The following is a 25,904-nucleotide window of genomic DNA, read 5'->3' as shown; positions in this document are numbered from 1 at the left end:
TGATCAGGCCATGACAGCGCGCCGTCTGTGTGAGCGCGCTGCCCGCTCGGAGTCAGACTGCGGCCAACACCGCCTTGGCCTTCTCCAGTGCCATGCGCGCGCGCTGCTCGCCGCTGATGCCCTGCTCCAGCAACTGCCGCGTGGGAATTTCCAGGCTTAGCGGTACGCTTGACGGCAAGACGCGTAGCAGGCTGACCAGATCGGCATCGCCATCGCCCGGGAAGCGTCGCTCATTACGCGCCTGGCGCAGGATCTCATCCATGTCGGCCGGTACCGGACCGGCAACGTCGCACAGCTGGGCATAACGCATGCGCTGCGGTGCCAACTGCGCCAGGTCATCCAGTGAAGACCGGGAGCGGTTGAAGTGGAAGGCGTCCACCAGCACGCAGCCATTGCCATGGTCGGCGTTGGCCACCACCCGCATAGCCTGGCGCAGGTCACGTACCTCGGTCCAGGGCATGAATTCCAGGTGTGGGTGAATACCATAGCCCGCCGCCAGCTCGCACAGGGCAGCAAAACGCTCGGTCAGGCGTGCTTCATCGGGGTCGTTGCCTGCCACCAGCAGTTCAGTGCCACCCAGTTCGGCGCCCACCGCAAGGATCGGCTCGAAATCAGCCACACAGGTCTCCGGCTTCAGGCGCAGGATTTCCAGGTCGAGCACCTTGATGCCGGTGTCGCGCAGGCGCGCCTGGGTCTGCCGGCGCAGCTCGGCATCAGCCACCAGCGGGAAGTGCTGTTCCTGCTCGGTGGCGGCTACCAGGCGCAGGCCAACGTGGCTGTAACCGGCACGGGCTGCCGCCTCTACCATCTCTGGCGGGGACAGTTCGAGTACCGTCAGGGCTGCAAGGGAGAAAATACGGTCAGTCATTTATCGTCACCAAAAGAGTAGAGGTTGCGTCAGGCGATGTGCTCGGGCGCGCAAGCCCGGCCCGTTTCCGCCGCCTGGCGGATCGCTTCGATCAGCGCCAGCGTGCGGCCACCGTCGGCGGCATCGATCAGCGGCGCCTGTTCACCCCGGGCAACCCGCACGAAGTGCTGCAACTGCAGGGTCAAGGCCTCGCCGGCGGGAATGCTCTCCTCGCTTTGAAGCAGCGGCGTGTGCCAGCCCGAGCCCGCTTCGGCGTAGTGCCAACGCTTGAGCTGGGGAATGCTCAGCGCCCCTTGAGTGCCGGCCAGCAGGTAGCACGGCTGGCCATCCTGGCGCGGGTACACCGGGCTTTCGCCAGCATCCAGCTCCCAGCTCCACGGCGCCGCCACCGCGTCGGAGCCGGTCAGGCTACCCAGCGCGCCGTTGGCGAACTGCAGCAGCACCGCCGCGCTGTCTTCGTTGGCAAAACCACGTACATCGTTACGGGTGAATGCCTGCACCTGTACCACCTCGCCGCACAGATGGCGCAGCAGGTCGAGGTCGTGGATCAGGTTGGTCAGCAGGAAGCCGGCGCCCGGTTCACGGCGCCATGGCGTTTCGAAATAGCTGTCGGGTTTTTGCAGTTGCCACAGCGCGGTGACATTGATCAGCCGGCCCAGCTTGCCGTCGGCAATCACTTGGTGCGCCTTGGCGATCAGCGGGTTGTGCCGCCGGTGATGGCCGACCAATACGGGTACGCCACAACGGCGCGATGCTTCTACCAATGCGCGAACCTCATCCAGGTGCACGCCCACCGGTTTTTCGACCAGCACCGGCACGCCGGCTTCGACGCAATCCAAGGCGGTCGCCACATGCAGGTTGTTCGGGTTGGCAACGATTACTGCCTCGGGGCGTGCGCGCTCCAGCATCTGCCGGTGGTCGGCAAAACAGGGCACGCCGCATTCAGCGGCAAAAGCCTCGGCCTGCGGGCCGGGGTCGGCCACCGCGCACAGCTGGGCGTGCGGCACATTGCGCAGGTGCTGGTAGTGCTGGCGGCCCATGATGCCGGCGCCGATCAAGGCAATACGAAGGGGTTCGTTCAACAGCCTGTCCTCTTGTCATTGTTGTTGTATGAATTATGGAACCCTATTCCAAAACTCATACAGCACAATTTAGAACCAAGTTCAGCCTTTCAGAAGAACCCGCAGGACAAGCTGTTCGGTAATCGACCGGAAATGCGCGTCAGGCAAACAATTCGCTTGCCCGGCTGGCCGCCGACAGCTCTTGTGCTGCAGCCAGCAGTAGTGGCGCCAGCTCTGCCAGGCGGCTTTGCGCCATCCGTGCACTGGGCCCGGCAATGCTCAATACGCCGATCACCTCGTCAGTGTGCGGGCGGCGCACCACGGCAGCCAGGGCCGAGGTGCCGATGGCCGAGGTTTCCTCGACCCAGGCATAACCACGCTCGCGGGCACGGTGCAGATAGGCGAGCAGCTCGTCGGTGGAGCGCGGTGCGTTGGGGCCGAACTGCGCAGGATCGGCAATACCTTGGCGCAACACCATCTGCAGCGCCTGCTCATCGTCCAGGCTGGCCAGCCAGGCATGCCCGGACGCTGTATAGAACAGCGGCGCATCGCGGCCCATGTCGGGGTCGTAGCGCAGCCCGGAACGGGCGCCCTGAGACTTGGCGATCCAGGTCTGGCGGGCACCGTCGATCACGCCAAGGCGCACCAGCTCACCACTGTCCTGGGCCAGGCGGTCGAGAATCGGCTGAATGATGTCGGCACCGTTGCTCGACAGGTAGCGAAACCCCAAGGCCACCAGTTTGGCCGACAGTTGGTAACGGCTGTTGTCGCGGTTCTGCCGCACGTAGCCGAGCCGCACCAGCTCGGTGAGCATGCGGTGGGTGGCGCTTTTGGGAATGTCCAGGCGCTCGGCCAGGGTTTGCAACGGCAGCCCCGAGGGTTCGCCGGTAAGGGTTTCTACAAGACTGAAGGCGCGTTCGATCTGACTACCAGCCATGACTACAGGTCCCTGATTTTTTTGCCGATTCTAGAAGATGATTCCACATGAGCGATACCGGCCGCAGCGAAGTCGCGCTGAAGTGTCCGGTTATCGCCCAGTTGTTGACTGCGCGGGCTGCCATGCCCTTGCGGGTAAAGGCGGCGCCGATAAAAATGTGGAACCTTGTTCTAATAACAACACAGGAACACCGCGATGCCCTCAGCTGCTCTGGATACCGAATACGATGTACTGGTCATAGGCTCCGGCGCCGCCGGGCTGGCTGCGGCCGTGACGGCGGCCTGGCATGGGCAGAGGGTGATCGTGGTAGAGAAGGAGCCCGTGTTTGGCGGTGCCACCGCCTGGTCCGGCGGCTGGGCCTGGGTGCCACGTAACCCGCTGGCACAGCGGGCCGGCATCGTAGAGGACATCGAGCAGCCGCGAACTTACCTGCGCCATGAACTGGGAACCCACTACAACGCCGAGCGCGTCGATGCCTTCCTTGAGGCTTGCCCGCACATGGTGGCGTTCTTCGAGAAACATACGGCGTTGCAGTTTGCCGACGGCAACGGCATCCCGGACATGCATGGCGACACGCCGGGCGCAGCCCAGGGCGGGCACCAGGTGATCGCGGCGCCGTATGATGCCCGCGAGGTGGGTGCCTTGCTGCCACGCCTGCGCAAGACCCTGCGCGAAACCTCGTTCATGGGCATGCCGATCATGGCCGGTGCCGACCTGGCGGCCTTCCTCAACATGACCCGTTCGCCCAAGGCACTGCTGCACGTATGCAAGCGTTTTGGCCGTCACCTGTATCACCTGGCGCGGTATGGTCGGGCGATGCACCTGGTCAACGGCGTGGCACTGGTGGCGCGGCTGGCCAAATCGGCACAGGACCTGGGTGTGCACCTGCAGGAATCGGCGCCGGCCAAAAGCCTGCTGGTCGAAGATGGCCGAGTGTGCGGGGCTCGGGTGGCCTCGCCGCAGGGCGAGCGACAGATACGCGCCAAGGCCGTGGTGCTTGCAGCAGGTGGCTTCCCCAACGACAGCGCCCGGCGCCAGCAGCTGTTCCCGCGCGATGCCAGCGGCCACGACAACCTGGCCCTGCCGCCACAGGGGTGTTCCGGTGACGGGCTGCGCCTTGGCGAGGCGGCCGGCGGCGTGGTGGCCACCAACCTGAAATCGCCGGTGGCCTGGGCGCCGGTTTCGCGCGTGCCGCATCGCGATGGCAGCATCGGCCACTTCCCACACATTATCGAGCGCGGCAAGCCAGGTATCATCGGCGTGCTGGCCAACGGCAAGCGCTTTGTCAATGAAGCGCATGGCTATTACGACTATGTATCAGCCATGGTCGCGGCAGTCCCGCAGGGTGAGGAAGTGTGCTCGTGGCTGGTGTGCGATCATCGCTTCTTGCGCCGCTTTGGCCTGGGCTATGCCCGCCCGGCACCGCTGCCGGTGTGGCCGCATGTGCGCAGCGGTTATCTCAAGCGGGGTGTCACGCTTGAAGCGCTGGCGGACGCCTGTGGCATTGAACCGGCCGGGTTGCGTGCCACGGTCAGCGACTTCAACAAACATGCACGAGATGGCCAGGACCCGGCATTTGGCCGTGGCTCCACGCCGTTCAACCGCAAACAGGGTGACCCGCAGCACAAGGGCCCCAACCCGTGCGTGGCGCCCATCGAACACGGGCCGTTCTATGCAGTGAAGGTGCAACCCGGCTGCTTTGGTACCTTTGCCGGGTTGCGCACCGACGGCAGTGCCCGGGTGCTGAATGAAGCCGGGCAACCCATCGCAGGCCTGTATGCGGCGGGTACCGACATGGCCAGTGTGTTTGGTGGCTGGTACCCGTCGGGCGGCATCAACCTGGGGCCAGCGCTGACCTTTGGCTATGTGGCCGGGCGGCACATTGCCGGGGTGCAGGCGTATGAGTGAGGTGGGCCAACCGGTTCCGGCAAGGAAGTGTTCGCCAAAGCCCTGCATGCCCACTGCTGCCCTCAGGCCCCGTTCGTTGCGATCAACTGCGCGGCCCTGCCCGAAAGCCTGATCGAAGCCGAGCTGTTCGGCTATACCGAAGGCAGCTTCACTGGCGCCCGCAAAGGGGGTGCCATGGGCCTGCTGGAGTCAGCCGGGGACGGTATCCTGCTGCTCGACGAAATTGGCGACATGCTGCTGGCCCTGCAAAGCCGGTTGCTGCGGGCACTGCAGGAACGGCAGGTCACCCGCATTGGCAGCACCACGGCAGCGCCCTTCAAGGCACACATTGTCGCAGCCACCCACAAAGATCTTGGCGCGCTGGTAGCCAACGGAGGTTTTCGCGAAGACCTGTTCTACCGCCTGGACGGCCTGCGTGTCAGCCTGCCCGGTTTGGAACAGCGCCTGGATAAACAACAACTGATCGAAGCCTTTTTCCAGCGTCCGGGCTTTGCGCCGCTGCAGGCCGAGGCCAGGCGCCGGCTGCTGGCCTACCACTGGCCGGGCAACCTGCGGCAACTGGAGAACGTGGCACGGCTGGTCGGGGGGCTGGCCGCGGGTGAGCCCAGCATAGGTGCGCAGCACCTGCCAGAAGACCTGCAAGGCCAGCCGGTCGCGGCGCCGCGCTCGCTTTCAGACGCCACCCAGGACGTGATCGAGCGCGCCTTGCTGGCCCATGAGGGCAATGTCAGTGCTGCCGCCAAGGCGCTGGGTATTTCCCGTACCACCATGTACAAGCGCCTGGGTTCGCGCTAGCACTCAGGCCGGGCAGCGCATCTGCGCCAGCCAGTACGGCACATCCACCTCGTCGATCTGCTCGGCACGCAGGAACAGCTCGGCATACTGGCGGTACACCCCGGTGCTGAGGAACAACTCCAGCAGTTGGCCGTCGATGTGCCGGTCACGGGCCATGAACACCAGGATCTTCACCGATTCGGACAACGTCTTCGGCGGCTTGTAAGGCCGGTCGGCCGCCGTCAGTGCTTCAAATATATCGGCAATGGCCATGACCCGCTCGGCAATGCCCAGGTCATGCTCACCCAGCCGGCGTGGGTAGCCGCTACCATCAAGCTTTTCATGGTGGTTGCCGGCGATGGCCGGTACACGTCTCATCTGACGTGGAAACGGCAGCGAGCTGAGCATGATGATGGTTTGCACGATGTGCTCGTTGATCTTGAAACGCTCCTCGTCATTCAGCGTGCCGCGCCGGATCGACAGGTTATACAGCTCGCCGTGGTTGCTGGCGTGGGCTGGCAGGCGCATGTCGAAGCCCCATCGGTTACACGGGTCGCCCTTGGTCACCGGGGGTTTGCGCTCGCCCCAGGGCACACGATGCTCGGGGCGGTCGGCCAGCAGCAATTCTTCTACCGGCAGCGCGGGTTGCGGTACGTCGGTATAGCGCTGCGCCTCATCGCGGGAGATGCCCAGGCGGTTGTCGAAGTGGCGCTGCCAGCGCTGCTGGCTGATCTGCTGCAGGCGCTCGATATCGGCATCCTGCATGGACTCGCCGCCGATGTTGGCCTGGGCGACAAAGGCGAAGTCATCCTGCAGCTGGGCCTGGCTATGGACTAGCGCGGCTTGCAGCACCTGCGGGTCGGCGCCGCTGGCCAGGCCTCGCCAGTAGGCCAGCTCGGCATCACGCCACAGCACTTCAAAACGCATGCGTACTTCATGAATACGGTTGTACAGGGTCTCCAGCTTGGTCGGCTTGTCCACCACGTACTCAGGGCTGGTAACCTTGCCGCAGTCGTGCAGCCAGGCCGCTACGCGAAATTCGTAGCGTTCGGCTTCAGTCATGCTGAAGCTGGCATAGGGGCCGCTGTCGGCATTCACCACCTGGTCCAGCAGCATCTGCGCCAGTTGCGGCACACGCTCGCAGTGGCCGCCGGTATAGGGGCTCTTGGCATCGATGGCGTCGGCCAGCAACTTGATCATGGCATCCATCAGGCGTTGCTGGGCTTCGGCCAGCTGGCGTGTCTCGATGGCCACTGCCGCCACGCCAGAAAGCTCTTCGACAAATTGCCGGAACGGTTCGCCCAGCTGGTCGCGCGCCTGCGCCTCATCCAGTTGCAGCACCAGAATGCCCAGCAGCGCCTGGCTACGGTCTTTCAGCACCACGGCCTGGCTGCGCTCGTCCAGGCCGAGGGCCTGCGTCACCGCAGCGGCCAGCGTGCACCGGGCACCTTCATCCACGGCAAGCTCGCCGGGGTATTGCTCACCCCGGCAGGCGGCGGCCAGGCGCAGCAGCGTGTGCTCGGCGTCGAACAAGTACACCACACCGGCCTCGACCCCGGCAGCGTGCACCAGGTGAGCCAGGACGCCGTCGAGCATACGCGCCAGGTCGCGCTCGCGGCTGAGCGTGAGGGTAATGGCCTGGAAACCGCGAATGGTGCCAGCCATGCGGCTCAATACCTGGCTCAGCTCTCGTACTTCGGACACCTGCGATTTCACCCCCACTTCGCGGCTGAAATCAAAGCTGGCCAAGCCCTGCACCTGTTCAGCCAGCACCTTCAGCGGGCGGACGATACGCCGACCGAGCACACCGCCAAGCACCAGCAGCACGGCCATCAACGCCAAGGTCCAGAGCAACTGCTCGAACAACACCTTGCGCGCACCGGCCAGCAGCTCATGGCCCGGCACGGCAATCAACACCTGCAGATCCTGCCCGGCCAGGCTGGTCAGCGGAATGCGCATGCCATACCAGGTCTGGCCGTCCACCTGGTATGGCTGTGCCTGCGTGCCTGACGGCAGGTCAGCGTACAGGTGCTGCAGGCTTGCGATGTCCAGCTCGCTGAGTCGCGACAGGCGCACGCCCTGCCCTTCATGCACGATCACCCGCTGCAAGTCCGGGTAGGCCACAACATTGCCCTGGTCGTCGAGCACGGCAATTTCGGTGCCGGGGGTGATGCGCAAGCCCTGGGTTTCGCTGGCCAGGTCGTTGACCGAAACATCCATGCCGATCACCGTTTCTCCGTCAACGCTGCGCTGCGCCAGGGTGACGCCTATTTCGCGGGTAGTGAAGAACACGTACGGCGGCGTCAGCACAGTGGCGGGCTGCGCACTGGCTTCGGCGAACCACGGGCGTGTACGCGGGTCGTAGCGGTATTCGGGTTTGGCCTGGGCCCGCAACAGGTTCAACGCCTGGTCGTAGTAGCGCCACTCGCCCTGCACCACCCCGCCCTCGCCACGGCTGACACGCTGCACCAGAAACGCCGTGCCCGGCGGCGCGGCGAAACGCTGCAGCAGCTGCGGGTCACGCAGCCGGCGCACCAACAGGAAATCGCCGCTGGGGTAGCCCATGTAGGCGGCACTGAGCATGCGGTTGGCATTTAGCGTTTCGACCAGTTGCGGCAGGCTATCCAGGCGCTGCGCCTGGGTATGCGCAGCAGGGTTGTGGGCAAGCAGGCGGATGCTGCTTTGCACCGGGTCGATCAGGCGCCGGGCGCGTTCGTCGATGGTCTTGCCCACCTGCTGGGCTGTATCGCCGGCGGCGGCTACCAGGGTCTGGCGGATACCGCGATAACCCTGCCAGGCCAGGGCGGCACCCAGCAGCAGCATGGCCAGCACGATGGCCAGCGCCACCAGCCATTGCAGTGAAATGCCACGCCCGGTCCTACCGGTATCACGCCCCGTCGACACGCAGCCCATCCCAGGTACTCCATGTGAAGCAGATTGAGGGAGCAGCCAGAACGATCATGCAAGCCGAAGCCATTCGCAGGCAGCGAGAGGGGCCGAATGGTGGCCAATAGCCCTGGTCCATCTTGGCAGGAGTGTAGAGTGCGGCGGGGGGTTCTGCCGGGTTGGCAGAAAAAATTAACGTGGCTGGTCACAATGCCCTCAGGTAGACGCCCGCTGCTCCAGCATCACCAGCGTGCCGACATCACCTTGCAGCGCCTGCGCCGGCCATTTCGCGGGTAAAACCGCGAGGCCGGCACAGTCGCCACCACACGGACGTTAACCCCGACCATCCCGTACTCCAGCGCTTCGGATACGCGCCAGATGCGCCCGACGTCCCGGGCATACAGGTAGCAGGCCAGCCCGAACTCGGTGTCATTGGCCTGGGCAATCACGTCCTGCTCGCTGCTGAAGCGGAAGATCGGCGCTACCGGCCCGAAGATTTTCTCTCGCGCCACACGCATGCCCGGTGTGACATCCGCCAGCAAGGTCGGCATCGTCGAACACGATGAACGGGGCGTTGCCCCAATTCCATGGTCACCTTCTTCTCGGCTCTTTGGTCACGATCAAGCGCCGGTCACCGTTCGGCGAAGGAATCACATCGCCGTAAATGCGCTTGCCTTCCTCGGCATAGAACTCCACATAGGCCGCGGCAAAGGCAATTTCGCCACGGGATTCGGCCAACGGCTTGCCTTGTTCAGCGGTCATGATGCGCGCCAGGTCTTCCTGGTGGGCAAGGATTTCGCGGAACCAGGCTTGCAGCCGGGCTGCGCGCTCCTTGGCGGTCAGCGCCCGCCACGCCGGCAAGGCGCGCTCGGCGGCGGTGATGGCGCGGCGGGTCTCATCTGCGCCCATGCGCGGCACATGGCCGAGCACTTCGCCTGTGGCCGGGTTGGTCACGGCAATGCGCTGGCCGCTGTCAGCGGCCAGCCATTGTCCATCGATATAGCAAACTTCACGCAGCAGATCACGATCGGCAAGGTTCATGTCGATTGGCTCGTTCGAAGAATGAAAAAGGTGGGGCCGGACCGCGCCCCACCTGAGGTGAGTCAGCGTTTGGCCTGCAGGGCCTTTTCGCGGATCTGACTGAGGGTCATGCGCGGGGTCAGGGCTTCAGGGTCGACCTGCACCTCGATCAGCGCCGGCTTGCCGGACGCCTGGCAACGCTCGAAGGCGGCGGCGAAATCCTCAGTGCGAGTGACCGTTTCACCGTGCAGCCCATAGGCGCGGGCCAGGGCGGCAAAGTCCGGGTTATGCAGTTCGGTGCCAGAGACCCGGCCCGGGTAAGTACGCTCCTGGTGCATGCGGATGGTGCCGTACATGCCGTTGTTGACCACCACCGTGATCACCCGGGCGTCGTAGTGCGCCGCCGTGGCCAGCTCCTGGCCATTCATCAGGAAGCAACCGTCGCCGGCAAACGCCACTACCGTGCGCTGCGGGTAGGTCAACTTGGCTGCTACTGCTGCCGGCACGCCGTACCCCATGGAGCCGTTGGTAGGCCCGAGCAGCGTACGGAATACGCGGTGCTGGTAGCCACGGTGCACCCAACCGGTGTAGTTACCGGCACCGCAGGTAAGGATGCTATCGGCCGGCAAGGTCTTGTTCAGCCAGGCGATCACTTCGCTCATCTGCACATCACCCGGCGAACGCGGGGTTTCGAAGTTGCCCCGGTAGCCGCTGTTCAGGCTGGCGACCCAGTCGGTGAACGCCGCCGGGCGCACGGCGGGCAAGGTGGCGGCCTGGTTCAGGAAGCTCGCCGGGCCGGCATTGATGCCCAGGGTCGGTTGGTAGACGCGGCCAATTTCTTCGGCGCTGGCGTGCACATGCACCAGTGCCTGTTTTGGTGTCGGGATGTCGACCAGCGCGTAACCGCCCGTGGTCATTTCGCCCAGACGTGCGCCTACCACGATCAACAAGTCAGATCGCTTCACTGCATCGACCAATACCGGGCCGGCAGCCAGGCCAAGGTCGCCGGCATAGTGCGGGTCGGTGTTGTCGAACAGGTCCTGGCAGCGGAATGACGCTGCCAGCGGCAAATGCTGCGCCTGCACGAAGCGCTTCAGGTCGGCCACCGCCTGGGCGTTCCAACCACCGCCACCGGCAATTACCAGTGGCCGCTTGGCCTTGGCCAGCAGCGCCTGCAGTTCGCCCAGCGCCTGCGGCGCCGGGGCGGCTTCGACACGCTGGGCCGGGCGGGCATCGGCTACCTGTACCACGTCCGTCAGCATGTCTTCCGGCAAGGCGATCACCACAGGCCCGGGGCGGCCGCTGATGGCGCGCTGGAAGGCCTGGTTGACCAGTTCGGGAATGCGTACGGCATCGTCGATCTGTACCACCCACTTGGCCATCTGGCCGAACATGCGCCGGTAGTCCACTTCCTGGAAGGCTTCGCGTTCAATCTGGTCGCGGGCCACCTGGCCGATGAACAGCAGCATCGGCGTGGAGTCCTGGAAGGCGGTGTGCACGCCTACAGAGGCGTTGGTGGCGCCTGGGCCACGGGTAACGAAGCAGATGCCCGGCTTGCCGGTCAACTTGCCGTAGGCCTCGGCCATGTAGGCGGCACCACCCTCCTGGCGACAGACGATGAGGTCGATTTCGTCCTGCACATCATGCAGCGCATCGAGCACCGCCAGGTAGCTTTCACCCGGCACACAGAACGCACGCTCGACACCATTCACCCGTAGGGCATCGACCAGTACCTGGCCGCCACTGCGCTTCACTTCGGAGTTGCTCATTGTTGTTCTCCCTCAGGCGCTGCGGTCAGATAACCGAGTCTTCCAGGAACGGCTTGTTGTCGATCACCCGCTGGTAGCTCAGCGCGCCCAGGTCGAGCGAGCGGTAGCCGCCATAGGTGATCAGCTCGGACAGCCCGCGGCCAATGGCCGGTGCCTGCTGCAGGCCGTGCCCGCTGAAGCCGTTGCAAAACAGGAAGTTGCTCACTTCGTTATGCGGGCCCACGATGGCGTTGTGGTCGAGCACACAGAAGTCGTAGTGCCCGGCCCAATAGTTGACCACTTTGATGCCCTCGAACGCGGGCACCCGCTCGGCAAGAATCGGCCACACCTCTTCGTCAAACTCCTCGTGCAACACGTCGAAGTCTTCAAAGTCCACTTCCGGGTCGTTTTTAGGGTAGGTGCCGCCCAGGTAGAACTTGCCTTCGGGGCGGAAGAACACCCCGGTCGGGTCGATGGTCAGTGGCACGGTGCCTTCCAGCGGGGTACGGCAGTCGAACACGAACAGCGAGCGGCGCCGTGGCTCGACCGGAATATCCAGGCCCGCCATGCGCGCGACCTTGGTGCCGCGAGTACCGGCACAGTTCACCAACAGGCCGCAGCCGATACGCTCGCCGCTGGCCAGTTGAACGCCGGTAATGCGATCACCTTCGCGCTGGATACCCACCACCTCGTTCTCGATGTACTCGATGCCCATGGAACGCGCCTTGCGGCGGAAGCCGTTGAGCATGCCAAGGCTGTCGAACCAGCCTTCTCCACTCTGGCCATAACTGGCGCCAGCGAGGCGGTCGATGTTCACCCAGGGAAACTTGCGCTGGAGCTGCTCGGGATCGAGCAGGTGCACATCCGCGCCGTGAGACACCTGGGTATCGTGCAGGCGGCGCAGCACTTCATAGCCCTTGTCGTCGCCAAGGAACAGGTAGCCATTTTCGTGAAAGGCCAGATCCGGGCGGTCGCCATCCACTTCCATCACGTCGGGGAAGTTGCGCACGAATTCGGCGCCGAACCTGGAGATTTCAATGTTGATCGGGTTGGAAAACTGCTGACGGATCGAACTGCTGGACAACGCGGTGGCCGACTTGTTGTAGGTCCAGTCGCGCTCGATGACCAGCACCGACCCCTTGAAGTCCGGGTTGTTGGCCAGGAAGTAGGCGGTGGCGCTGCCGTTGACCGCGCCGCCGACGATCACCACATCGTAATTCTGTTGTTTAGCGGTGGAAGCCATGGAATTAGCTCTCTTCTGATGTGGGCGTTATTTCGGGTCTTCGAAATGGCCGGCGCCGGCGAAGTTGCCGCCGTGGTAGCGTGCAGCGGGTTCATTCGGGTGCAGTGGCGGGTGCTTGGCCAGGACCTTGTCGCGGTAGTCGTCGGCGCTGTCCTTGGGCACATAGCCGATCGATGAGGCCAGGCGGTTGTCCCACAGGCTTTCGCGGTTGGCCGACATGCCATAGACGATCATGTGTCCGACCCGTGGCGCCAACAGTGAGCGCTCGGTGAGCTGGGCGAAGTCGTCGAACGATAGCCAGGTGGCGAGCATGCGCCGGTCCAGCGGCTCGGGGAACGACGAACCGATGCGCAGGTTGACCGACTCGATGGCGAACTTGTCCCAGTAGTAGCGGCCCAGGTCTTCGGCAAAGCACTTGCTGACGCCATACAGGCTGTCGGGGCGATGCGCGGCGGTGGCATCGATGGTCTCGGTGCGGTCATAGAAGCCGATGGCGTGGTTGGAGCTGGTGTACACCACACGCTTCACACCGTTGCGCCGCGCGGCTTCGTAAATGTTGTAGGTGCCGACGATGTTGCCGTTGAGGATTTTCTCGAAGGTGTCCTCCACCGGTACGCCACCGGCATGAACGATGGCGTCAACCCCTTCGGTCAGCGGCAGCACATCGTCGAAGTTGGCCAGGTCGCAGCGCACTAACTGTTCATGGGGCGCAGCGTGGCCCATGTCGGCGATGTCGGTCAGGCGCAACTCGTCGGCGAAGGCGGCCAGGTGCTTGCGCAGCACGCTGCCCAGGCGTCCGGCGGCGCCGGTGATCAGCAGGCGTTTGAAAGGCTTGCTCATGTGTTACCTCGATTGCTTGATGGGCTCAGGACAGCGCCGCGAACGCGTCGCGCAACTGCCCCAGGGCTTGTTCCAGTTCCTGCCGCGACGTGGCGAACGACAGACGAATGTAGGGTTCCAGGCCAAACGCCGAGCCCGGCACAGTCGCGACTTTGCCGACCCGCAACAGGTAGGCCGACAGGTCGGCATCGTTGCCAATGACCTGGCCATCCGGGGTGCGCTTGCCGATGAAGGCACCTACCTCGGGGAAGGCATAGAACGCGCCCTGCGGCATCTGCAGCTGCAAGCCCGGGATCTGCGCCAAGCCTTGCACCACCAGCGCGCCACGCGCCTGGTATTCACGGTTGGCCTCCCGCACGAAGTCCTGCGGCCCGTTCAGCGCCGCCACGGCGGCCAGTTGCGAAATGCTCGACGGGCAGGTGGTGGTCTGTGACTGGGTCTTGTTCATGGCTACGACCAGGTCTTTCGGCCCGGCGGCGTAACCCAGGCGGTAGCCGGTCATGGCATAGGCCTTGGACACGCCGTTGATCAGCAAGGTGCGCTCACGCAGTTGCGGGCAAGCAGTGACGAACGACACGAACGGCTGATCGCCCAGCACAATGTGCTCGTAGATCTCGTCGGAGATGATCAGCACGTTCGGGTGGCGCGCCAGCACCTTGCCCAACGCGGCGAACTCTTCACGGGTGAAGATCGCCCCGCTCGGGTTGTTCGGCGAGTTGAGCATCACCCAGCGTGTGCGCGGGGTAATGGCCGCTTCCAGCTGCTCGGGCTTGAGCTTGAACCCCTGCTCGGCCCCGCAAGGGATAACCTTGGGCACACCATCGTTGAGCATGGCCATGTCGGTGTACGACACCCAGTACGGCGCCGGGGTGATGACCTCGTCGCCCGGTTCGAGCGTGGCCAGAAAGGCGTTGAACAACAGCTGCTTGGCACCGTTGCCTACGCAGATTTCGTCCAGGCCGTAGACCAGGTCGTTTTCCCGGGCAAACTTGTCGACGATGGCCTGGCGCAACACCTCCAGACCGTTGGGCCCGGTGTAGTGGTTGTTACCCGCAAGCATCGCCTGGTGGGCGGCTTCGATCACGTGGGCCGGTACGTTATAATCCGGCTCGCCGAGTGCCAGGTTGATGACCGGTTCGCCCTTGGCCAGCATCTGCTTGGCCAGTACCGACACGGCCATGCTTGGCGAGCTTTTTACCGCGCGCACGCGGCTGCTTTGCACGTCCATCCTCTAGCGCTCCTGAGCGGCGTCAAAGCCGTAGTCGTTACGTGCCTGCTCGGCGCTGATGTAACCGGCACGTACATCGCGCTCAACCTGCTTGCGGTCGCGCTGGCGCGGGTCGCCATAACCACCGCCCCCGGGCAGGCGCAGCACCAGGCGGCGCTCAGCGGGTACGAATTGCTGGCCTTTGCCGCGCAGCACGCTGCCGTCATCCAGGCCAACGAAGCCTTGGGCGCCCTCCTTGCCACCCTCCAGGCCGCGTGCCGGGTACTGGATACGGTCGAACATGGCACTGAAGCGCAAGCTGTAGCCTTCGGCCGCCGACACTTCGATTTCCTGGCCCAGGCCACCGCGCAACTGGCCAGCACCACCGGAGCCTTCACGCAGTTCCTTGCGCCATACCACGACCGGGCCGGCGTGTTCGGTGGCTTCCACCGGCATGGTGTGGACGCCGCTGGGGAACGCCGTGGCGCTCAGGCCATCCATCGTCGAGCGGGCACCCATGCCGCCGCTGTTGAACATCAGCATCTCGGCATTGCGGCCGTTGGGGTTGCTCTCCAGCGGACGCACGCTCAGGTGCAGGTTCCACAGGGCGCTGGCACCCTCGGCCGGCACTTTGCCTGGCAGGCACTTGTGCAGCGCGCCGAGCACCAGGTCGGGCACGAAATGGCCCAGCACATGGCGCACCGACACCGGCGCCGGGTGCTTGGCATTGAGGATGCAGCCTTCAGGCGCGGTGACTTCGAAGGGCGCCAGCGAAGCGGTGTTGTTCGGGATTTCCGGTGCGACGATGCACTTGAGGCCATAGCAGGCATAAGCCTTGGCGTAGCCCAGCGGCACGTTGATGCCGAACTGGCTCATGCCAGAAGTGCCGGTAAAGTCGCTCTTGATACCGTCGGGGCCAACAGTGATGGTGACCGCCAGGGTTACCGGCACATCGTAGCCGTCGAGGGTCATGCTGTTGCTGTAGGTGCCGTGGGGCAGCGACTTGAAGCACTCCAGGGTAGCGCGACGGCTGTGTTCGAGGATGAACCCGCCGATGTACTCCAGGTCGTCCAGCTTGAACTCTTCGAGCATGTCCAGCAGGCGCTTGTGGCCAGTTTCGTTGCACGCCGACAACGCATAGAAGTCGCCCACTACCCGGTCGTTCTCACGCACGTTGTTGCGCAGGATGTTGATCAGGTCGCGGTTGACCTTGCCGCGCTCGAACAACTTCATGATCGGGATGAACAGGCCTTCTTCGTACACTTCACGGGCATCGGGGCCGAAGCCCCGGCCACCGATATCGACCACGTGGGCAGTACTGGCGAAGTAGCCGATCAGCTTGCCCTTGTAGAAGGACGGCGAAACGATGGTGATGTCGTGCAGGTGGCCAGTGCCCTTCCACGGGTCGTTGGTCACGTAGACATCGCCTTCGAAAATGTTGTCCTCGCCGATGTCATTGATGAAGTGCACCACCGCCTCGGCCATGGTGTTCACATGGCCAGGGGTGCCGGTGACGGCCTGGGCCAGCATGTCGCCGGCGCGGTCGAACACCCCGGCGGACAGGTCGCCGGCTTCGCGCACACTGGTGGAGAAGGCCGTGCGAATCAGGGTCAGGGCCTGCTCTTCGACCACCGAGACCAGGCGGTTCCACATCACCTGCATTTGAATGTCGATCAACGTATCGCTCATGGTTCTGGCTTCCGAATTCAGGCGTTAGCGGCGCACGACCAGCAGGCAGCCGTCTGGCTGGACCGTGGCGGTGAAATTGGAGGTGACGAAGGTCGAGGTTTCGCGCTCGACGATGACCGCCGGGCCGTCGACACGGGCACCGATTTGCAGCTCTTCGCGTGGGTGGATGCCGGCTTCGACAAAACCACCGGCGGCCACGTCGAACACCTGGCGGCGGGAAATTTCATGGGCGCGGTAGGCGGCGCCCACTTCCTCAATCTGCGTGACGGGTGGCAGGGGCGAACTGGCCTTGACCGACCAGCTGACGATCTCGATGTCCGGCCCTTCGATGGGGCGGCCAAAGAAGCGGGTGTAGGCTGCTTCGAAGCGGGCCTTGAACTCTAGCGTGTCGGCAGCGCTGAAGGCTTTGAATGGCAAGGCAACCGGGATTTCCCAGCCCTGGCCCACATAACGCATGAACGCGGTGCAGTCCATGTCCGGCTCACCGATCGGCATGCCCTGGCGCAGGAAGCCCAGCGATTCGGCTTTCATCTCGTCGATCAGGTCATTGACCTGCGCGGCCTCGAACTCGGACAAGCGTACGAACGCACTGCGTACGGCCTCGTAACCGAATGGCGCACGCAGGAAGCCGATCGCCGAGCCCACGCCAGCACCCGCCGGGACGATAAAGCGTGCCACACCCATCTTCTCGCACAGCCGTGCAGCGTGCAGCGGGCCGCCACCGCCAAAGGTGATCATGGTGTAGTCGGCAATGTCCTTGCCGCTTTCCACCGCATGCACACGGCCGGCGTTGGCCATGTTCTCGTCAACCACTTCGCACACGCCAAACGCTGCGGTGACGGCCTGCATGCCCAGCGGCTGGCCGATGACCCGGGCCATGGCGTTGGCCGCGTTGTCGGTGGACAAACGCAGCGCGCCACCGGCGAAGTTGTCTGCATCCAGGCGGCCGAGCAGCAGGTTGGCGTCGGTGATGGTCGGCTCCAGGCCACCACGGCCGTAACAGGCCGGGCCAGGCTCGGAGGCCGCACTGTGCGGGCCCACGCGGATCTGGCGCATGCTGTCGAGGCTGGCGATGGAGCCGCCGCCAGCACCGATTTCGACCATTTCCACCACCGGGATGGAAATCGGCATGCCGCTGCCCTTCTTGAAGCGGTAGGTACGGGCAACCTCGAAGGTTTTCGCGGTTTTCGGTACCTGGTCTTCGATGAGGCAGATTTTCGCCGTGGTGCCACCCATGTCGAACGACAGCACGTTCTCCAGCTGGTAGCGGCGGGCGATGTCGGCCGCAAAGATGGCGCCACCAGCCGGACCGGACTCCACCAGACGGACCGGGAACTCAGCGGCGCTTTGCACCGAGATGATGCCGCCACCGGAGTGAATCATGAACACCGGGCAATGGGCGCCTTCCTGTTTGAGGGTCACCACCAAGCGGTCCAGGTAAGACTTGATCAGCGGTTTGACGTAAGCATTGGCACACACGGTGTTGAAGCGCTCGAACTCACGCATCTGCGGCGAGACTTCGCTGGAAATGGAAATCGACAACTGCGGCAGTCGCGCCTGCAGGGCATCGCGCAACTGGCGTTCGTGAGCACCGTTGACGTAGCTGTGAATGAAGCCAATGGCCACGCTTTCGTAGTTGCCTTCGGCAATGCGCTCGACCAGGGCATCGATCTCGGCCTGCGCAGGGGCGATCAGTACCTGGCCTTTGACATTCAGGCGCTCACGCAGGGTGTAGCGGTGGTCACGATCGATCAGTGGCGGCGGCAGGGCGATGTTGATGTCGTACTGCTCGAAACGGTTTTCGGTGCGCATTTCCAGGGTGTCCCGGAAGCCTTCGGTAGTGATGAAGGCGGTGCGCGCGCCACGGCGCTCGATCAGGGCGTTGGTGGCCAAGGTGGTGCCATGGATCAACTGGTCGATGTCCGACAGTGCCAGGCCCGCCTGCTCCACCACCTGGCGCACGCCGGTGAGGATGGCCCGCTCAGGCAGCTCGTAGTCGGTCAGGATCTTGGTCGAATGCAGCACGCCATTCACGTCCAGCGCGATATCGGTGAAGGTGCCGCCTATGTCCACGCCGACCCGGCATGATGTCGCAGTCATCGTCATATCCCCTGCAATGCTTTGTAGTTGTATCGACCGGCTGAAGCAGTCTTAATGTAAGTTATATGTTGTCTTACAGGTGGTCAAGCACCTATTTACTCAAAACTGCATTGCCTGCACTGGCCTCTTCGCGGGCACGTCCGCTCCCACAGGTACTGTGGTGCCTGTGGACCAGTGGTGATCCTTTCGGAGCGGGCGTGCCCGCGAAGAGGCCGGTACAGGCGATAGAACCGTCGGATCAGCCCGCCGTCTTGACCATCCGCCCGCCACCCACCGCCTGCGCAGTAGGGAATACCTCCAACCGCGACACATCCACCTGCCGCGGCATCTTCAGCGCCGCCAGCAACAGCTGGGCGATATCTTCCGGCTGGATCGACTCATAACCGTCATACAGCTCACTGCCTGCCGCCTGCATGCCCATGGCAGTCTTGTACAGCTGTGTCTGCACCCGGCCCGGAGCAATCTCGGTCACTCGCACGCCGCTGCCCAACAGGTCACAGCGCAAGGCATCGCAGAACAGGCTGACCCCGGCCTTGGACGCGCCGTACACCGCTGCACCCGGGTGCGGCGCTCGACCAGCACTGGAGCCAATGAAGAACAGGTGCCCCCTGCCCCGCTCGACCATGCCTGGCAGCACCTGGCGCGCCAGGTGCAACGGCGCCTTGAGGTTGATGTCGAGCATGTTGTCGATTTCGGCTTCGTCGATGTCCTGGAATGCCGCCCGGGTGGACAGAATGCCCGCGTTATTGACCAGCACATCCACCGCTTGCCCTTCCAGGGCAGCAGCCAGCGAACGGTAATCACGCACATCCGCCTGCAAGGTGGTCACACCCGGCTCGCCAGCCAGCTCGGCCAACGCCTCAGCGCTGCGCCCCACGGCAATCACTCGCAGGCCGGCATCACGCAGCGCCAGTACGATGGCCTTGCCGATACCGCTGGTAGCCCCGGTCACCAGCGCGCGCTGGTAGCCCTCAGGAAATGCGGCTTCAGGCATAGATGTAGCCCCCGCTGACAATCACGTTTTCACCGGTGGCGTAGCTGTTGCGGCTGCTGCCCATCATCACGATCCACTCGGCGATTTCTGCCGGTTCCGCAGCACGGCCCAGCGGGTTGGCTGCCGCCAGCTCGCCGAGGAAGCCCAGCTGTTTGGCGCGCTCGGTGGCAAAACCGGCCGGGGCTACCGAGTTGACCAGGATCTGGTCCTTGGCACAGGCCTGGGCAAACGATTTGGTCAGGCTTACCACCGCTGCCTTGGTGGCGGCATAGTGGGCGTTTTGCGGGTGGGCCTTGAAGGCATCCACCGACGTCACGTTGACGATACGCCCGGTCACCGCCGGGGCCGCCACGTACTGCTGCATGTGGCGCGCGGCGGCGACCATCATGTGGTAGGTACCCTTGATGTTGACGGCGTTCTCCAGGTCCCACTCGTCGTCAGTGATCTCGAAGATGTCCTTACGCGGGTAGATGGCCGCGCTGTTGACCAGGCAATGCACCCGCCCCAAGCCTTCGACGATCTGGTCGAAGGCTGCATGGGCGGTGTCCTTGCGGGCAATGTCGCCTACCGCGATTGCCACTTCTACACCCTGCCCGCGCAGCTCTTCTGCGGCTTGTACCAGCAATTGCTCATTGCGGTCGATCAGGCCGATTTTGCCGGCTCCACGTTTAACCATCAGCCGGGCTGTTTCCAGGCCCAGACCCGAGGCACCACCTACGATCACCACCGTTTGATTTTCCACGAAACACCTCCGCGATTGAGTCTTTACGTAAGATGCCTGTTGTCTTACATTTGGTCAAACATCAATTCGCCCACAGGTGCGTCCATGCCCGCTTCCAGCCTCTCGCCCGTACCCACCCCGCACGCTCGGGACCGCCTGCTGGAGGCGGCCAGCGCCTTGTTTGCCAGCCATGGCTACCAGGCCATAGGCCTGCGTGACCTGGCCAGCCACCTGGGCCTGCGCGCCGGCTCGCTGTACCACCACATCGAGAGCAAACAGGGGCTGCTGTTCGAGCTGATCGAGTCGAGCCTGACCGATCTGCTGTATGAAACCCGACAATGCCTCAAAGGTGCCCGTACCATCAGTGAACACTTGCCGTGCTTTGTGCAGGCCTTCGTGACGTATAGCCAGGCCAACCCCGACAAACTGGTGCTGCTGACGCGGGAAGCCATGAACCTGAACACAGAGCAACTGTTGCAAATCGAACAGTTGAAAACGCAATACAGCGGGCTGCTCAGTGACATTGTCGCCGCAGAGTGCGGGCTGCCGGCACTCCGAGCGCGGTCGATTGCCCATGCCGTACTGGGTTTGCTGTGCGGGCAGGCGCAATGGGGAAGCGTGATCACCGCGAGGGATCAACTGGTGACGTTCGTACAGGGCATTGTCGGTACCGGCAAGACGGCGGCTTATCCATAAAAATGCATAACAATATGAATTCTTATTCTTTTTTTAACGAACGATAATCCTCTATAACTCTCTCCACTGCACAGCCGCCAACACTTGGCCAACTGTTCGCAGCGCAACACCCAATCAACACGAAACGCCCGCCCGGCAACAGCGACGCAAACCTGCTAACGCGATAACTTGTTGATTTAGAAGAACATTAGAACCCGGCACGACGATTGCTCAAGCAAAGTCCCCCGCTCAACCCGAACCGGAGACCTGCCCATGAGCACCCCACTGAATGTCGTAGCCCTGTCCGGCGGCACTTCCCGCCCTTCACGCACCCTGGCCCTGACCGAGGCGATCCTCGCTGAGCTGGCTGAACACCTGCACATCAAGCCGCACCTGATCGAACTGGGCGACATCGCCCGCCCACTGGGCAGCGCCCTGTGGCGCAGCGAACTGCCCGACACCGTCGAGCAGCAACTGCGTCTGGTGGAAAAAGCCGACCTGCTGGTGGTGACCACCCCCGTGTACCGCGGCAGCTTTACTGGCCACTTCAAGCACCTGTTCGACCTGATCGGCCAGGATGCCCTGGTCGACACCCCGGTTCTGCTCGCCGCCACCGGCGGCAGCGAACGCCATGCGCTGGTGCTCGACCATCAGTTGCGCCCGCTGTTCAGCTTCCTGCAAGCCCTGACCCTGCCAATCGGCGTGTTCGCCAGCCAGGCAGAACTGGCCGACTATCGCGTGTCCAGCGATGCCCTCGCCGCCCGCATCCGCCTGGCTGCAGAGCGTGCCGTGCCGCTGTTCGGCGCCCACCACGCACTGCGTAAAAGCGCCTGAGGAGCGGCCATGAATGCACCTGTGAATACCCCGCTGCGCCCGGCCTTGGCCATCGCCCGCGAACTGGCCGGGCAGTTTGCCCAGACCGCCGTAGAACGCGACGAGCGCGGCGGCACCCCGAAAGCCGAGCGCGATGCCCTGCGTGACAGCGGCCTGCTGTCGCTGGTGATCCCGCAGGCCTTCGGTGGGCAGGGTGCCAACTGGCACGACACGTTCGCGGTGGTGCGCGAGTTCGCCCGGGTCGACAGCTCCATTGCCCATGTGTTCGGCTTTCACCACCTGATGCTGGCCACCGTACGCCTGTTCTCACGCCCCGACCAATGGCAGCCCTGGTTCGAACAGACCGCCCGCAAACAGTGGTTTTGGGGCAATGCCCTGAACCCGCTGGACACCCGCACCGTGGTCAAGCACTTCGATGGCTGGTGCGAATTTTCGGGCAAGAAAAGCTTCTGCTCCGGCGCCAGCGACTCGGAAATGCTCATCGCCTCGGCGGTGGACGAACGTGCCGGCGGCAAGCTTCTGATTGCCGCCATCCCCAGTGGCCGCACCGGCATCAGCCTGCATAGCGACTGGAACAACATCGGTCAACGCCAGACCGACAGTGGCAGCGCCACGTTCGAGCGGGTGCGGGTAGAGCACAACGAACTGCTACTCGACCCAGGCCCGCTGAGCACTCCGTTCGCCGCCCTGCGCCCGCTGATTGCCCAGCTGCACTTCGCCAACCTGTTCCTCGGCATTGCCGAAGGCGCCTTCGAAGAAGCCCGCCAGTACACCCTCAAGGAAAGCCGGCCGTGGTTCCGCTCCAGCGCCGCCAGCAGTGCCGAAGACCCTTATGTGCTGCGCCATTACGGCGAGTTCTGGGTTGGCCTTGAAAGCGTGCGTCTGCTGATCGAACGGGCCGCACGCCAGCTGGATGCCGCCTGGGCCAAGGAACATGCCCTCACGGCAGAAGAGCGCGGCGATCTGGCCCTGGCCATCGGCACCGCCAAGGTCGCCGCCAGCCGCCACGGCCTGGACATCTGCAACCGCCTGTTCGAGGTCACCGGCGCACGCGCCACCCATGCCTCGCTGCGCTTCGACCGCCATTGGCGCAACCTGCGCACACAAACCCTGCACGATCCGGTGGACTACCGCATCCACGAACTCGGCGAGTGGGCCCTCAACGACAAGCGCCCTGCCCCATCCTTCTATTCCTGAGGATTGCCCATGCAACTGCTGACCCTCCCCCCGTCACCGACACTGGCTACCTCGATCAGGGCGACCGCACAGGTCTTCGAAGACCCAAGGTCACAGGCGCTGCTCGCCCACTTGCAACAGGTCGCCCCCAGCGAGGCCAGCGTCCTGATCATCGGCGAAACCGGTACGGGCAAGGAGCTGGTCGCACGCCACATCCACAACCTTAGTGGCCGGCGCAACGGCCCATTCGTCGCAGTCAACTGCGGGGCGTTCTCGGAGTCGCTGGTGGAGGCCGAACTGTTCGGTCATGAAAAAGGCGCCTTCACCGGCGCGCTGGCGGCCAAGGCCGGCTGGTTCGAGGAAGCCAATGGCGGCACGCTGTTCCTCGACGAAATCGGCGACCTGCCCCTGCCGATCCAGGTCAAGTTGCTGCGCGTGCTGCAAGAGCGCGAGGTGGTGCGGCTAGGGTCGCGCAAGAGCATCCCGATCAATGTGCGGGTCCTGGCCGCAACCAACGTGCAGCTGGAAAAGGCCATCAACGCCGGGCATTTTCGTGAAGACCTGTACTACCGGCTCAACGTGGTGACCTTACAGTTGCACCCTCTGCGCGACCGCCCGGGTGACATCCTGCCACTGGCCCGGCACTTCATTCGCAGCTACAGCGACCGACTGGGCTACGGCCCGGTGGAGCTCAGCGCCAAAGCCCAGGCCAAGCTGGTGGAATACAGCTGGCCGGGCAATATCCGCGAGCTGGAGAACGTGATTCACCACAGTTTGCTCACTTGCGGCGACGGCACGGTGCAGGCGCAGGACCTGCGCCTGTCCAACCTGCGCATCGAGCGGCAAGAGGAAGAGACGGCTGGCAATGGTGTAGACGACTTGTTGCAGCGGGCGTTCAGCCAGCTGTTCGAGGAGCAGCCGGGCGACCTGTACGAGAAGGTGGAAAACGCCTTGCTGCGCTCGGCCTACCGGTTCTGCCACTACAACCAGGTGCATACCGCGCAGTTGCTGGGGTTGTCGCGCAACATCACGCGCACGCGGCTGATTGCCATTGGCGAGCTGGTGGTGAACAAGCGGCGGGGGCAAGAACAGCAAGTGCTGGACAACCGGGTGATACGGTTGTCCATCTGAGCCTTGCAGTGCCGCGAAGGCCTCAGGATGCCGTACGCGGCATCAGCTCATACGGATGCTTCCACCCCGGCTGCGCCTGGATTCGCGCCTTCCAAGCCTCGATATGAGTGAACTCCACCAGCGGGATCCCTGTATCTTCAGGCATGAACACATACCCCGCCAACGACAGGTCGGCGATGGTCAGCCGGCCGCCAACCATGAACGGCGTTTTTGCCAGGTGTGCGTCGACAATACGGTAAGCCGCCGTGGCACGCTCACGCAGGAATCGCGTCACGTCCGTTTCCCCCGTTTTCTTCAGGCAGAATAGAAAGCGCAGCGCGGCGTAATAGCTGGTGAACTTGTGGTTGTCGAACAGCATCCAGCGCCAGATCTCGCGTTTTTCGTCTTCATCACGCGGGCCGAACTGGCCGGTCTGTTCGGCAAGGTATTCCAGGATCAGCGCAGACTGGGTGAAGGTTTTGCCCGCGTGCTCCAGCACCGGCACCTCGCCCTGCTCGTTCACCTCATCGCGCCAGCCTGGCTCGCGGGTCTGGCCGTTGAAGAAGTCGACGAAAACCGGCTGCCAGGCCTGGCCAGTGAGCTCAAGCATAAGCGCGGCCTTGTAGGCGTTGCCGGATTCGGCGAAGCAATGCAGCGTGTATTCGGACATCGGCGAACCTTCATTTTCCTTTGAATGATCGTGTCGGGCCATTCACGGGTTCACCCGCGAAGAAGCCGTAGCGCCGAGCAAATCACGCCCGGCCCGCCACGGTCAATCTATCTTCAGGCAATCTGGACGGCGGTTGTTCTCCTGCAGCCAGAACACCCCATTCCCCGTTCCTCCCGTCATAGCCCCCACACAATCTATTTCGTGGCCCCCAAGGGAACTACCACCTCCTGCGTGCTCTCTTAAACGTTGAGTGTTTTATTACCTTGGGCTTCACGCTACTGGAGAACACGACATGCGCCACCTACTCCTCGCTCCTGCGCTGCTGCTCCTGCTGCCTGCCGGTGCTGCCCTGGCCCGCGTCGATGCGGGCGACGTCGCCACCTCGGCCGGTGTTTCCGCTTCGCTTTACTCGACCTTCAAGGACGATAAACGGATCATCCCGGCACGCGATGAACTTTCTGCCTTCGTTGCCAGTGGCGGTGCAATCCGTGGCGCCTATGTGGAGTCGGCGCTGGAACAAGCCCGCAGGGACCACCCTGGGCTGCAAGCCAATGATGAAGAGCTGGCCCGGGCCATTCTGTCGCAGGATGATCGGATAGCCGATCATTGAAGTCAGCCTGCGCCGGCCCTTTCGCGGGCGCGCCCGCGAAAGGGCCGGCGCAGGCAAACATTCACCCCCAGCCATCCATGCGCATGGTTGCCCTGACCAGGCGCTGCTCCTCCTGCTCGATCTCCCGCAAACTGTCGCGAATCCCGTTGATATGCTCGCGCGCAGCCCGCTGCGCCTGCTCCGGCAACTGCTCCATCACCGCCTGATACAAGCGTGCATGCTGGCGGTCGATCTGGCGCTTTTGCGCCGGCCGGCAATACAGGTTGTTGACCGAGGCAAACACCGTGCTCAAGGTCAGGTCGCTGAGCGATTGCAAGGTATGCACCAGCACCGGGTTGTGTGACGCCTCACTGATCGCCCGGTGGAACGCGTGGTCGCGACGAGCGTGTTCACGGGCATCGATCGCGTCTGGTACCTCGTGCGCGGCCAGCATGTCTTCGTAGCGCCGCCGAATCAGCAAGCGGTCAACCTCGGTGGCCCGTAACGCCGCCAGCCGCGCCGACTCTGCCTCCAGCAACGCCCGCACTTCCAGCAAGTCGAACAGCGTACGCGGTTGCGAGCCAAACAAATGCATCAACGGTGTGGCACCCGACTGCCCTGTCAGGTCGGCGACGAACGAGCCCCGCCCCTGTTCGGTATCGATGATGCCGCGCCCCCGCAAAATGCGTAGCCCTTCGCGCAGTGCCGAGCGTGAACACCCCAGCTTCTCCACCAACCGCCGCTCCGACGGCAAGGCCTGGCCCACCTTGAGTACGCCGTCAACGATCAGGCGCTCCACACGCTCGGCCACCTGGTCGGCGACCTTGACCTTGCCCTCAGCACCCATCACGCCT

The 25,904-nt window shown here is 63.8% G+C and carries 22 protein-coding genes and 2 pseudogenes; 8 read left to right on the top strand and 16 right to left on the bottom strand.

The window, feature by feature from the left end:
* Positions 1-52: 52 nt before the first annotated feature.
* The 3 genes from FHW75_RS18390 to FHW75_RS18380 all read right to left on the bottom strand — a co-directional run bounded on the left by FHW75_RS18390 (position 53) and on the right by FHW75_RS18380 (position 2,866).
* A complete protein-coding gene (locus FHW75_RS18390; protein ID WP_025752625.1) occupies positions 53-868 on the bottom strand; it encodes a sugar phosphate isomerase/epimerase in 816 nt (271 codons plus the stop codon).
* Between the two features lie 29 nt (positions 869-897).
* Positions 898-1,950: a Gfo/Idh/MocA family protein gene (locus FHW75_RS18385; RefSeq protein WP_016711092.1), complete on the bottom strand. Its 1,053-nt coding sequence runs from the start codon at positions 1,948-1,950 to the stop codon at positions 898-900.
* 139 nt (positions 1,951-2,089) lie between these two features.
* Complete coding sequence (locus FHW75_RS18380) at positions 2,090-2,866, bottom strand: IclR family transcriptional regulator (RefSeq protein ID WP_016711093.1); 777 nt, start codon at positions 2,864-2,866, stop codon at positions 2,090-2,092.
* A gap of 195 nt (positions 2,867-3,061) precedes the next feature.
* On the opposite strand from FHW75_RS18380, the gene FHW75_RS18375 reads away from it, so the two are divergent.
* The 3 genes and pseudogenes from FHW75_RS18375 (at position 3,062) to FHW75_RS27020 (ending at position 5,569) form a co-directional block, all read left to right on the top strand.
* On the top strand, positions 3,062-4,774 hold the full coding sequence (locus FHW75_RS18375; protein WP_183674203.1) for an FAD-dependent oxidoreductase: 1,713 nt from the start codon (positions 3,062-3,064) through the stop codon (positions 4,772-4,774).
* 15 nt (positions 4,775-4,789) lie between these two features.
* Positions 4,790-5,197: pseudogene (locus FHW75_RS26855) on the top strand (sigma 54-interacting transcriptional regulator); the annotation flags it as partial.
* 144 nt (positions 5,198-5,341) lie between these two features.
* Positions 5,342-5,569 carry a helix-turn-helix domain-containing protein gene (locus FHW75_RS27020; protein ID WP_311650335.1) on the top strand — a complete coding sequence of 76 codons (228 nt, stop codon included), beginning with the start codon at positions 5,342-5,344 and terminating at the stop codon, positions 5,567-5,569.
* Positions 5,570-5,572: 3 nt separating this feature from the next.
* Here the strand turns inward: FHW75_RS27020 and FHW75_RS18365 are convergent, their stop codons facing one another.
* The 11 genes and pseudogenes from FHW75_RS18365 to FHW75_RS18320 form a co-directional block, all read right to left on the bottom strand.
* Positions 5,573-8,461, bottom strand: a complete 2,889-nt coding sequence (locus FHW75_RS18365; RefSeq protein WP_027614957.1) for an HD domain-containing phosphohydrolase — start codon at positions 8,459-8,461, stop codon at positions 5,573-5,575.
* A 215-nt stretch (positions 8,462-8,676) separates the two neighbouring features.
* Positions 8,677-8,985: an aldehyde dehydrogenase family protein gene (locus tag FHW75_RS27235; protein WP_409347969.1), complete on the bottom strand. Its 309-nt coding sequence runs from the start codon at positions 8,983-8,985 to the stop codon at positions 8,677-8,679.
* 52 nt (positions 8,986-9,037) lie between these two features.
* Positions 9,038-9,475 (bottom strand): annotated as a pseudogene (locus FHW75_RS27230) (aldehyde dehydrogenase family protein); the annotation flags it as partial.
* Between the two features lie 62 nt (positions 9,476-9,537).
* Positions 9,538-11,223, bottom strand: coding sequence for a thiamine pyrophosphate-binding protein (locus FHW75_RS18355; protein ID WP_025752635.1), 1,686 nt, complete (start codon positions 11,221-11,223; stop codon positions 9,538-9,540).
* A gap of 25 nt (positions 11,224-11,248) precedes the next feature.
* On the bottom strand, positions 11,249-12,445 hold the full coding sequence (locus FHW75_RS18350) for an FAD-binding oxidoreductase (RefSeq protein WP_019096238.1): 1,197 nt from the start codon (positions 12,443-12,445) through the stop codon (positions 11,249-11,251).
* A gap of 27 nt (positions 12,446-12,472) precedes the next feature.
* Entirely contained in the window at positions 12,473-13,285 is an 813-nt protein-coding gene (locus tag FHW75_RS18345) for an NAD(P)-dependent oxidoreductase (RefSeq protein WP_019096237.1), read from the bottom strand.
* Between the two features lie 25 nt (positions 13,286-13,310).
* The gene (locus FHW75_RS18340; protein WP_019096236.1) at positions 13,311-14,513 is read right to left on the bottom strand and encodes an aminotransferase class I/II-fold pyridoxal phosphate-dependent enzyme; all 1,203 of its coding nucleotides are present in this window, start codon (positions 14,511-14,513) and stop codon (positions 13,311-13,313) included.
* Positions 14,514-14,516: 3 nt separating this feature from the next.
* On the bottom strand, positions 14,517-16,181 hold the full coding sequence (locus tag FHW75_RS18335) for a hydantoinase B/oxoprolinase family protein (RefSeq protein ID WP_183674201.1): 1,665 nt from the start codon (positions 16,179-16,181) through the stop codon (positions 14,517-14,519).
* A 24-nt stretch (positions 16,182-16,205) separates the two neighbouring features.
* Entirely contained in the window at positions 16,206-18,281 is a 2,076-nt protein-coding gene (locus FHW75_RS18330) for a hydantoinase/oxoprolinase family protein (RefSeq protein ID WP_183674199.1), read from the bottom strand.
* Between the two features lie 238 nt (positions 18,282-18,519).
* Positions 18,520-19,275, bottom strand: a complete 756-nt coding sequence (locus FHW75_RS18325) for an SDR family oxidoreductase (RefSeq protein WP_019096234.1) — start codon at positions 19,273-19,275, stop codon at positions 18,520-18,522.
* Positions 19,268-20,017, bottom strand: coding sequence for an SDR family NAD(P)-dependent oxidoreductase (locus tag FHW75_RS18320; RefSeq protein ID WP_019096233.1), 750 nt, complete (start codon positions 20,015-20,017; stop codon positions 19,268-19,270). Before FHW75_RS18320 ends, FHW75_RS18325 begins: the two co-directional genes overlap by 8 nt.
* A gap of 84 nt (positions 20,018-20,101) precedes the next feature.
* Here FHW75_RS18320 and FHW75_RS18315 point away from each other — a divergent pair, with 84 nt between their 5' ends.
* The 4 genes from FHW75_RS18315 (at position 20,102) to sfnR (ending at position 23,812) form a co-directional block, all read left to right on the top strand.
* Positions 20,102-20,692, top strand: coding sequence for a TetR/AcrR family transcriptional regulator (locus FHW75_RS18315; RefSeq protein ID WP_019096232.1), 591 nt, complete (start codon positions 20,102-20,104; stop codon positions 20,690-20,692).
* Positions 20,693-20,944: 252 nt separating this feature from the next.
* On the top strand, positions 20,945-21,505 hold the full coding sequence (msuE, locus tag FHW75_RS18310; protein ID WP_016711107.1) for an FMN reductase: 561 nt from the start codon (positions 20,945-20,947) through the stop codon (positions 21,503-21,505).
* Between the two features lie 9 nt (positions 21,506-21,514).
* Complete coding sequence (locus FHW75_RS18305; protein ID WP_025752645.1) at positions 21,515-22,702, top strand: acyl-CoA dehydrogenase family protein; 1,188 nt, start codon at positions 21,515-21,517, stop codon at positions 22,700-22,702.
* Between the two features lie 9 nt (positions 22,703-22,711).
* Complete coding sequence (gene sfnR / locus FHW75_RS18300) at positions 22,712-23,812, top strand: sigma54-dependent transcriptional activator SfnR (protein ID WP_019098603.1); 1,101 nt, start codon at positions 22,712-22,714, stop codon at positions 23,810-23,812.
* Positions 23,813-23,834: 22 nt separating this feature from the next.
* On the opposite strand, the gene FHW75_RS18295 is transcribed toward sfnR, so the two are convergent.
* Complete coding sequence (locus FHW75_RS18295; protein ID WP_019098604.1) at positions 23,835-24,461, bottom strand: glutathione S-transferase family protein; 627 nt, start codon at positions 24,459-24,461, stop codon at positions 23,835-23,837.
* Positions 24,462-24,753: 292 nt separating this feature from the next.
* On the opposite strand from FHW75_RS18295, the gene FHW75_RS18290 reads away from it, so the two are divergent.
* Positions 24,754-25,071: a DUF2388 domain-containing protein gene (locus FHW75_RS18290; protein ID WP_019098605.1), complete on the top strand. Its 318-nt coding sequence runs from the start codon at positions 24,754-24,756 to the stop codon at positions 25,069-25,071.
* A 61-nt stretch (positions 25,072-25,132) separates the two neighbouring features.
* Here the strand turns inward: FHW75_RS18290 and glcC are convergent, their stop codons facing one another.
* The gene (gene glcC, locus FHW75_RS18285; RefSeq protein WP_025752650.1) at positions 25,133-25,897 is read right to left on the bottom strand and encodes a transcriptional regulator GlcC; all 765 of its coding nucleotides are present in this window, start codon (positions 25,895-25,897) and stop codon (positions 25,133-25,135) included.
* Between the last annotated feature and the right edge of the window lie 7 nt (positions 25,898-25,904).

The organism is Pseudomonas sp. OG7 (assembly GCF_014192825.1).
GTDB lineage: Bacteria > Pseudomonadota > Gammaproteobacteria > Pseudomonadales > Pseudomonadaceae > Aquipseudomonas > Aquipseudomonas monteilii.
Note: the sequence above shows the minus strand (reverse complement) of the source record. Positions and strands in the feature narration are given on the sequence as shown.

Excerpts from the sequence above, each read along its gene's own strand:
- FHW75_RS18345 (WP_019096237.1), bottom strand. The coding sequence starts at position 13,285 with ATGAGCAAGCCTTTCAAACGCCTGCTGATCACCGGCGCCGCCGGACGC.
- FHW75_RS18295 (WP_019098604.1), bottom strand. The coding sequence starts at position 24,461 with ATGTCCGAATACACGCTGCATTGCTTCGCCGAATCCGGCAACGCCTAC.
- FHW75_RS18335 (WP_183674201.1), bottom strand. The coding sequence starts at position 16,181 with ATGAGCGATACGTTGATCGACATTCAAATGCAGGTGATGTGGAACCGC.
- FHW75_RS18290 (WP_019098605.1), top strand. The coding sequence starts at position 24,754 with ATGCGCCACCTACTCCTCGCTCCTGCGCTGCTGCTCCTGCTGCCTGCC.
- FHW75_RS18325 (WP_019096234.1), bottom strand. The coding sequence starts at position 19,275 with ATGCCTGAAGCCGCATTTCCTGAGGGCTACCAGCGCGCGCTGGTGACC.
- FHW75_RS18380 (WP_016711093.1), bottom strand. The coding sequence starts at position 2,866 with ATGGCTGGTAGTCAGATCGAACGCGCCTTCAGTCTTGTAGAAACCCTT.
- FHW75_RS27235 (WP_409347969.1), bottom strand. The coding sequence starts at position 8,985 with ATGCCGACCTTGCTGGCGGATGTCACACCGGGCATGCGTGTGGCGCGA.
- FHW75_RS18350 (WP_019096238.1), bottom strand. The coding sequence starts at position 12,445 with ATGGCTTCCACCGCTAAACAACAGAATTACGATGTGGTGATCGTCGGC.
- FHW75_RS18365 (WP_027614957.1), bottom strand. The coding sequence starts at position 8,461 with ATGGGCTGCGTGTCGACGGGGCGTGATACCGGTAGGACCGGGCGTGGC.
- glcC (WP_025752650.1), bottom strand. The coding sequence starts at position 25,897 with ATGGGTGCTGAGGGCAAGGTCAAGGTCGCCGACCAGGTGGCCGAGCGT.
- FHW75_RS18390 (WP_025752625.1), bottom strand. The coding sequence starts at position 868 with ATGACTGACCGTATTTTCTCCCTTGCAGCCCTGACGGTACTCGAACTG.
- FHW75_RS18305 (WP_025752645.1), top strand. The coding sequence starts at position 21,515 with ATGAATGCACCTGTGAATACCCCGCTGCGCCCGGCCTTGGCCATCGCC.
- msuE (WP_016711107.1), top strand. The coding sequence starts at position 20,945 with ATGAGCACCCCACTGAATGTCGTAGCCCTGTCCGGCGGCACTTCCCGC.
- FHW75_RS18315 (WP_019096232.1), top strand. The coding sequence starts at position 20,102 with ATGCCCGCTTCCAGCCTCTCGCCCGTACCCACCCCGCACGCTCGGGAC.
- FHW75_RS18340 (WP_019096236.1), bottom strand. The coding sequence starts at position 14,513 with ATGGACGTGCAAAGCAGCCGCGTGCGCGCGGTAAAAAGCTCGCCAAGC.
- sfnR (WP_019098603.1), top strand. The coding sequence starts at position 22,712 with ATGCAACTGCTGACCCTCCCCCCGTCACCGACACTGGCTACCTCGATC.
- FHW75_RS18330 (WP_183674199.1), bottom strand. The coding sequence starts at position 18,281 with ATGACTGCGACATCATGCCGGGTCGGCGTGGACATAGGCGGCACCTTC.
- FHW75_RS18355 (WP_025752635.1), bottom strand. The coding sequence starts at position 11,223 with ATGAGCAACTCCGAAGTGAAGCGCAGTGGCGGCCAGGTACTGGTCGAT.
- FHW75_RS18375 (WP_183674203.1), top strand. The coding sequence starts at position 3,062 with ATGCCCTCAGCTGCTCTGGATACCGAATACGATGTACTGGTCATAGGC.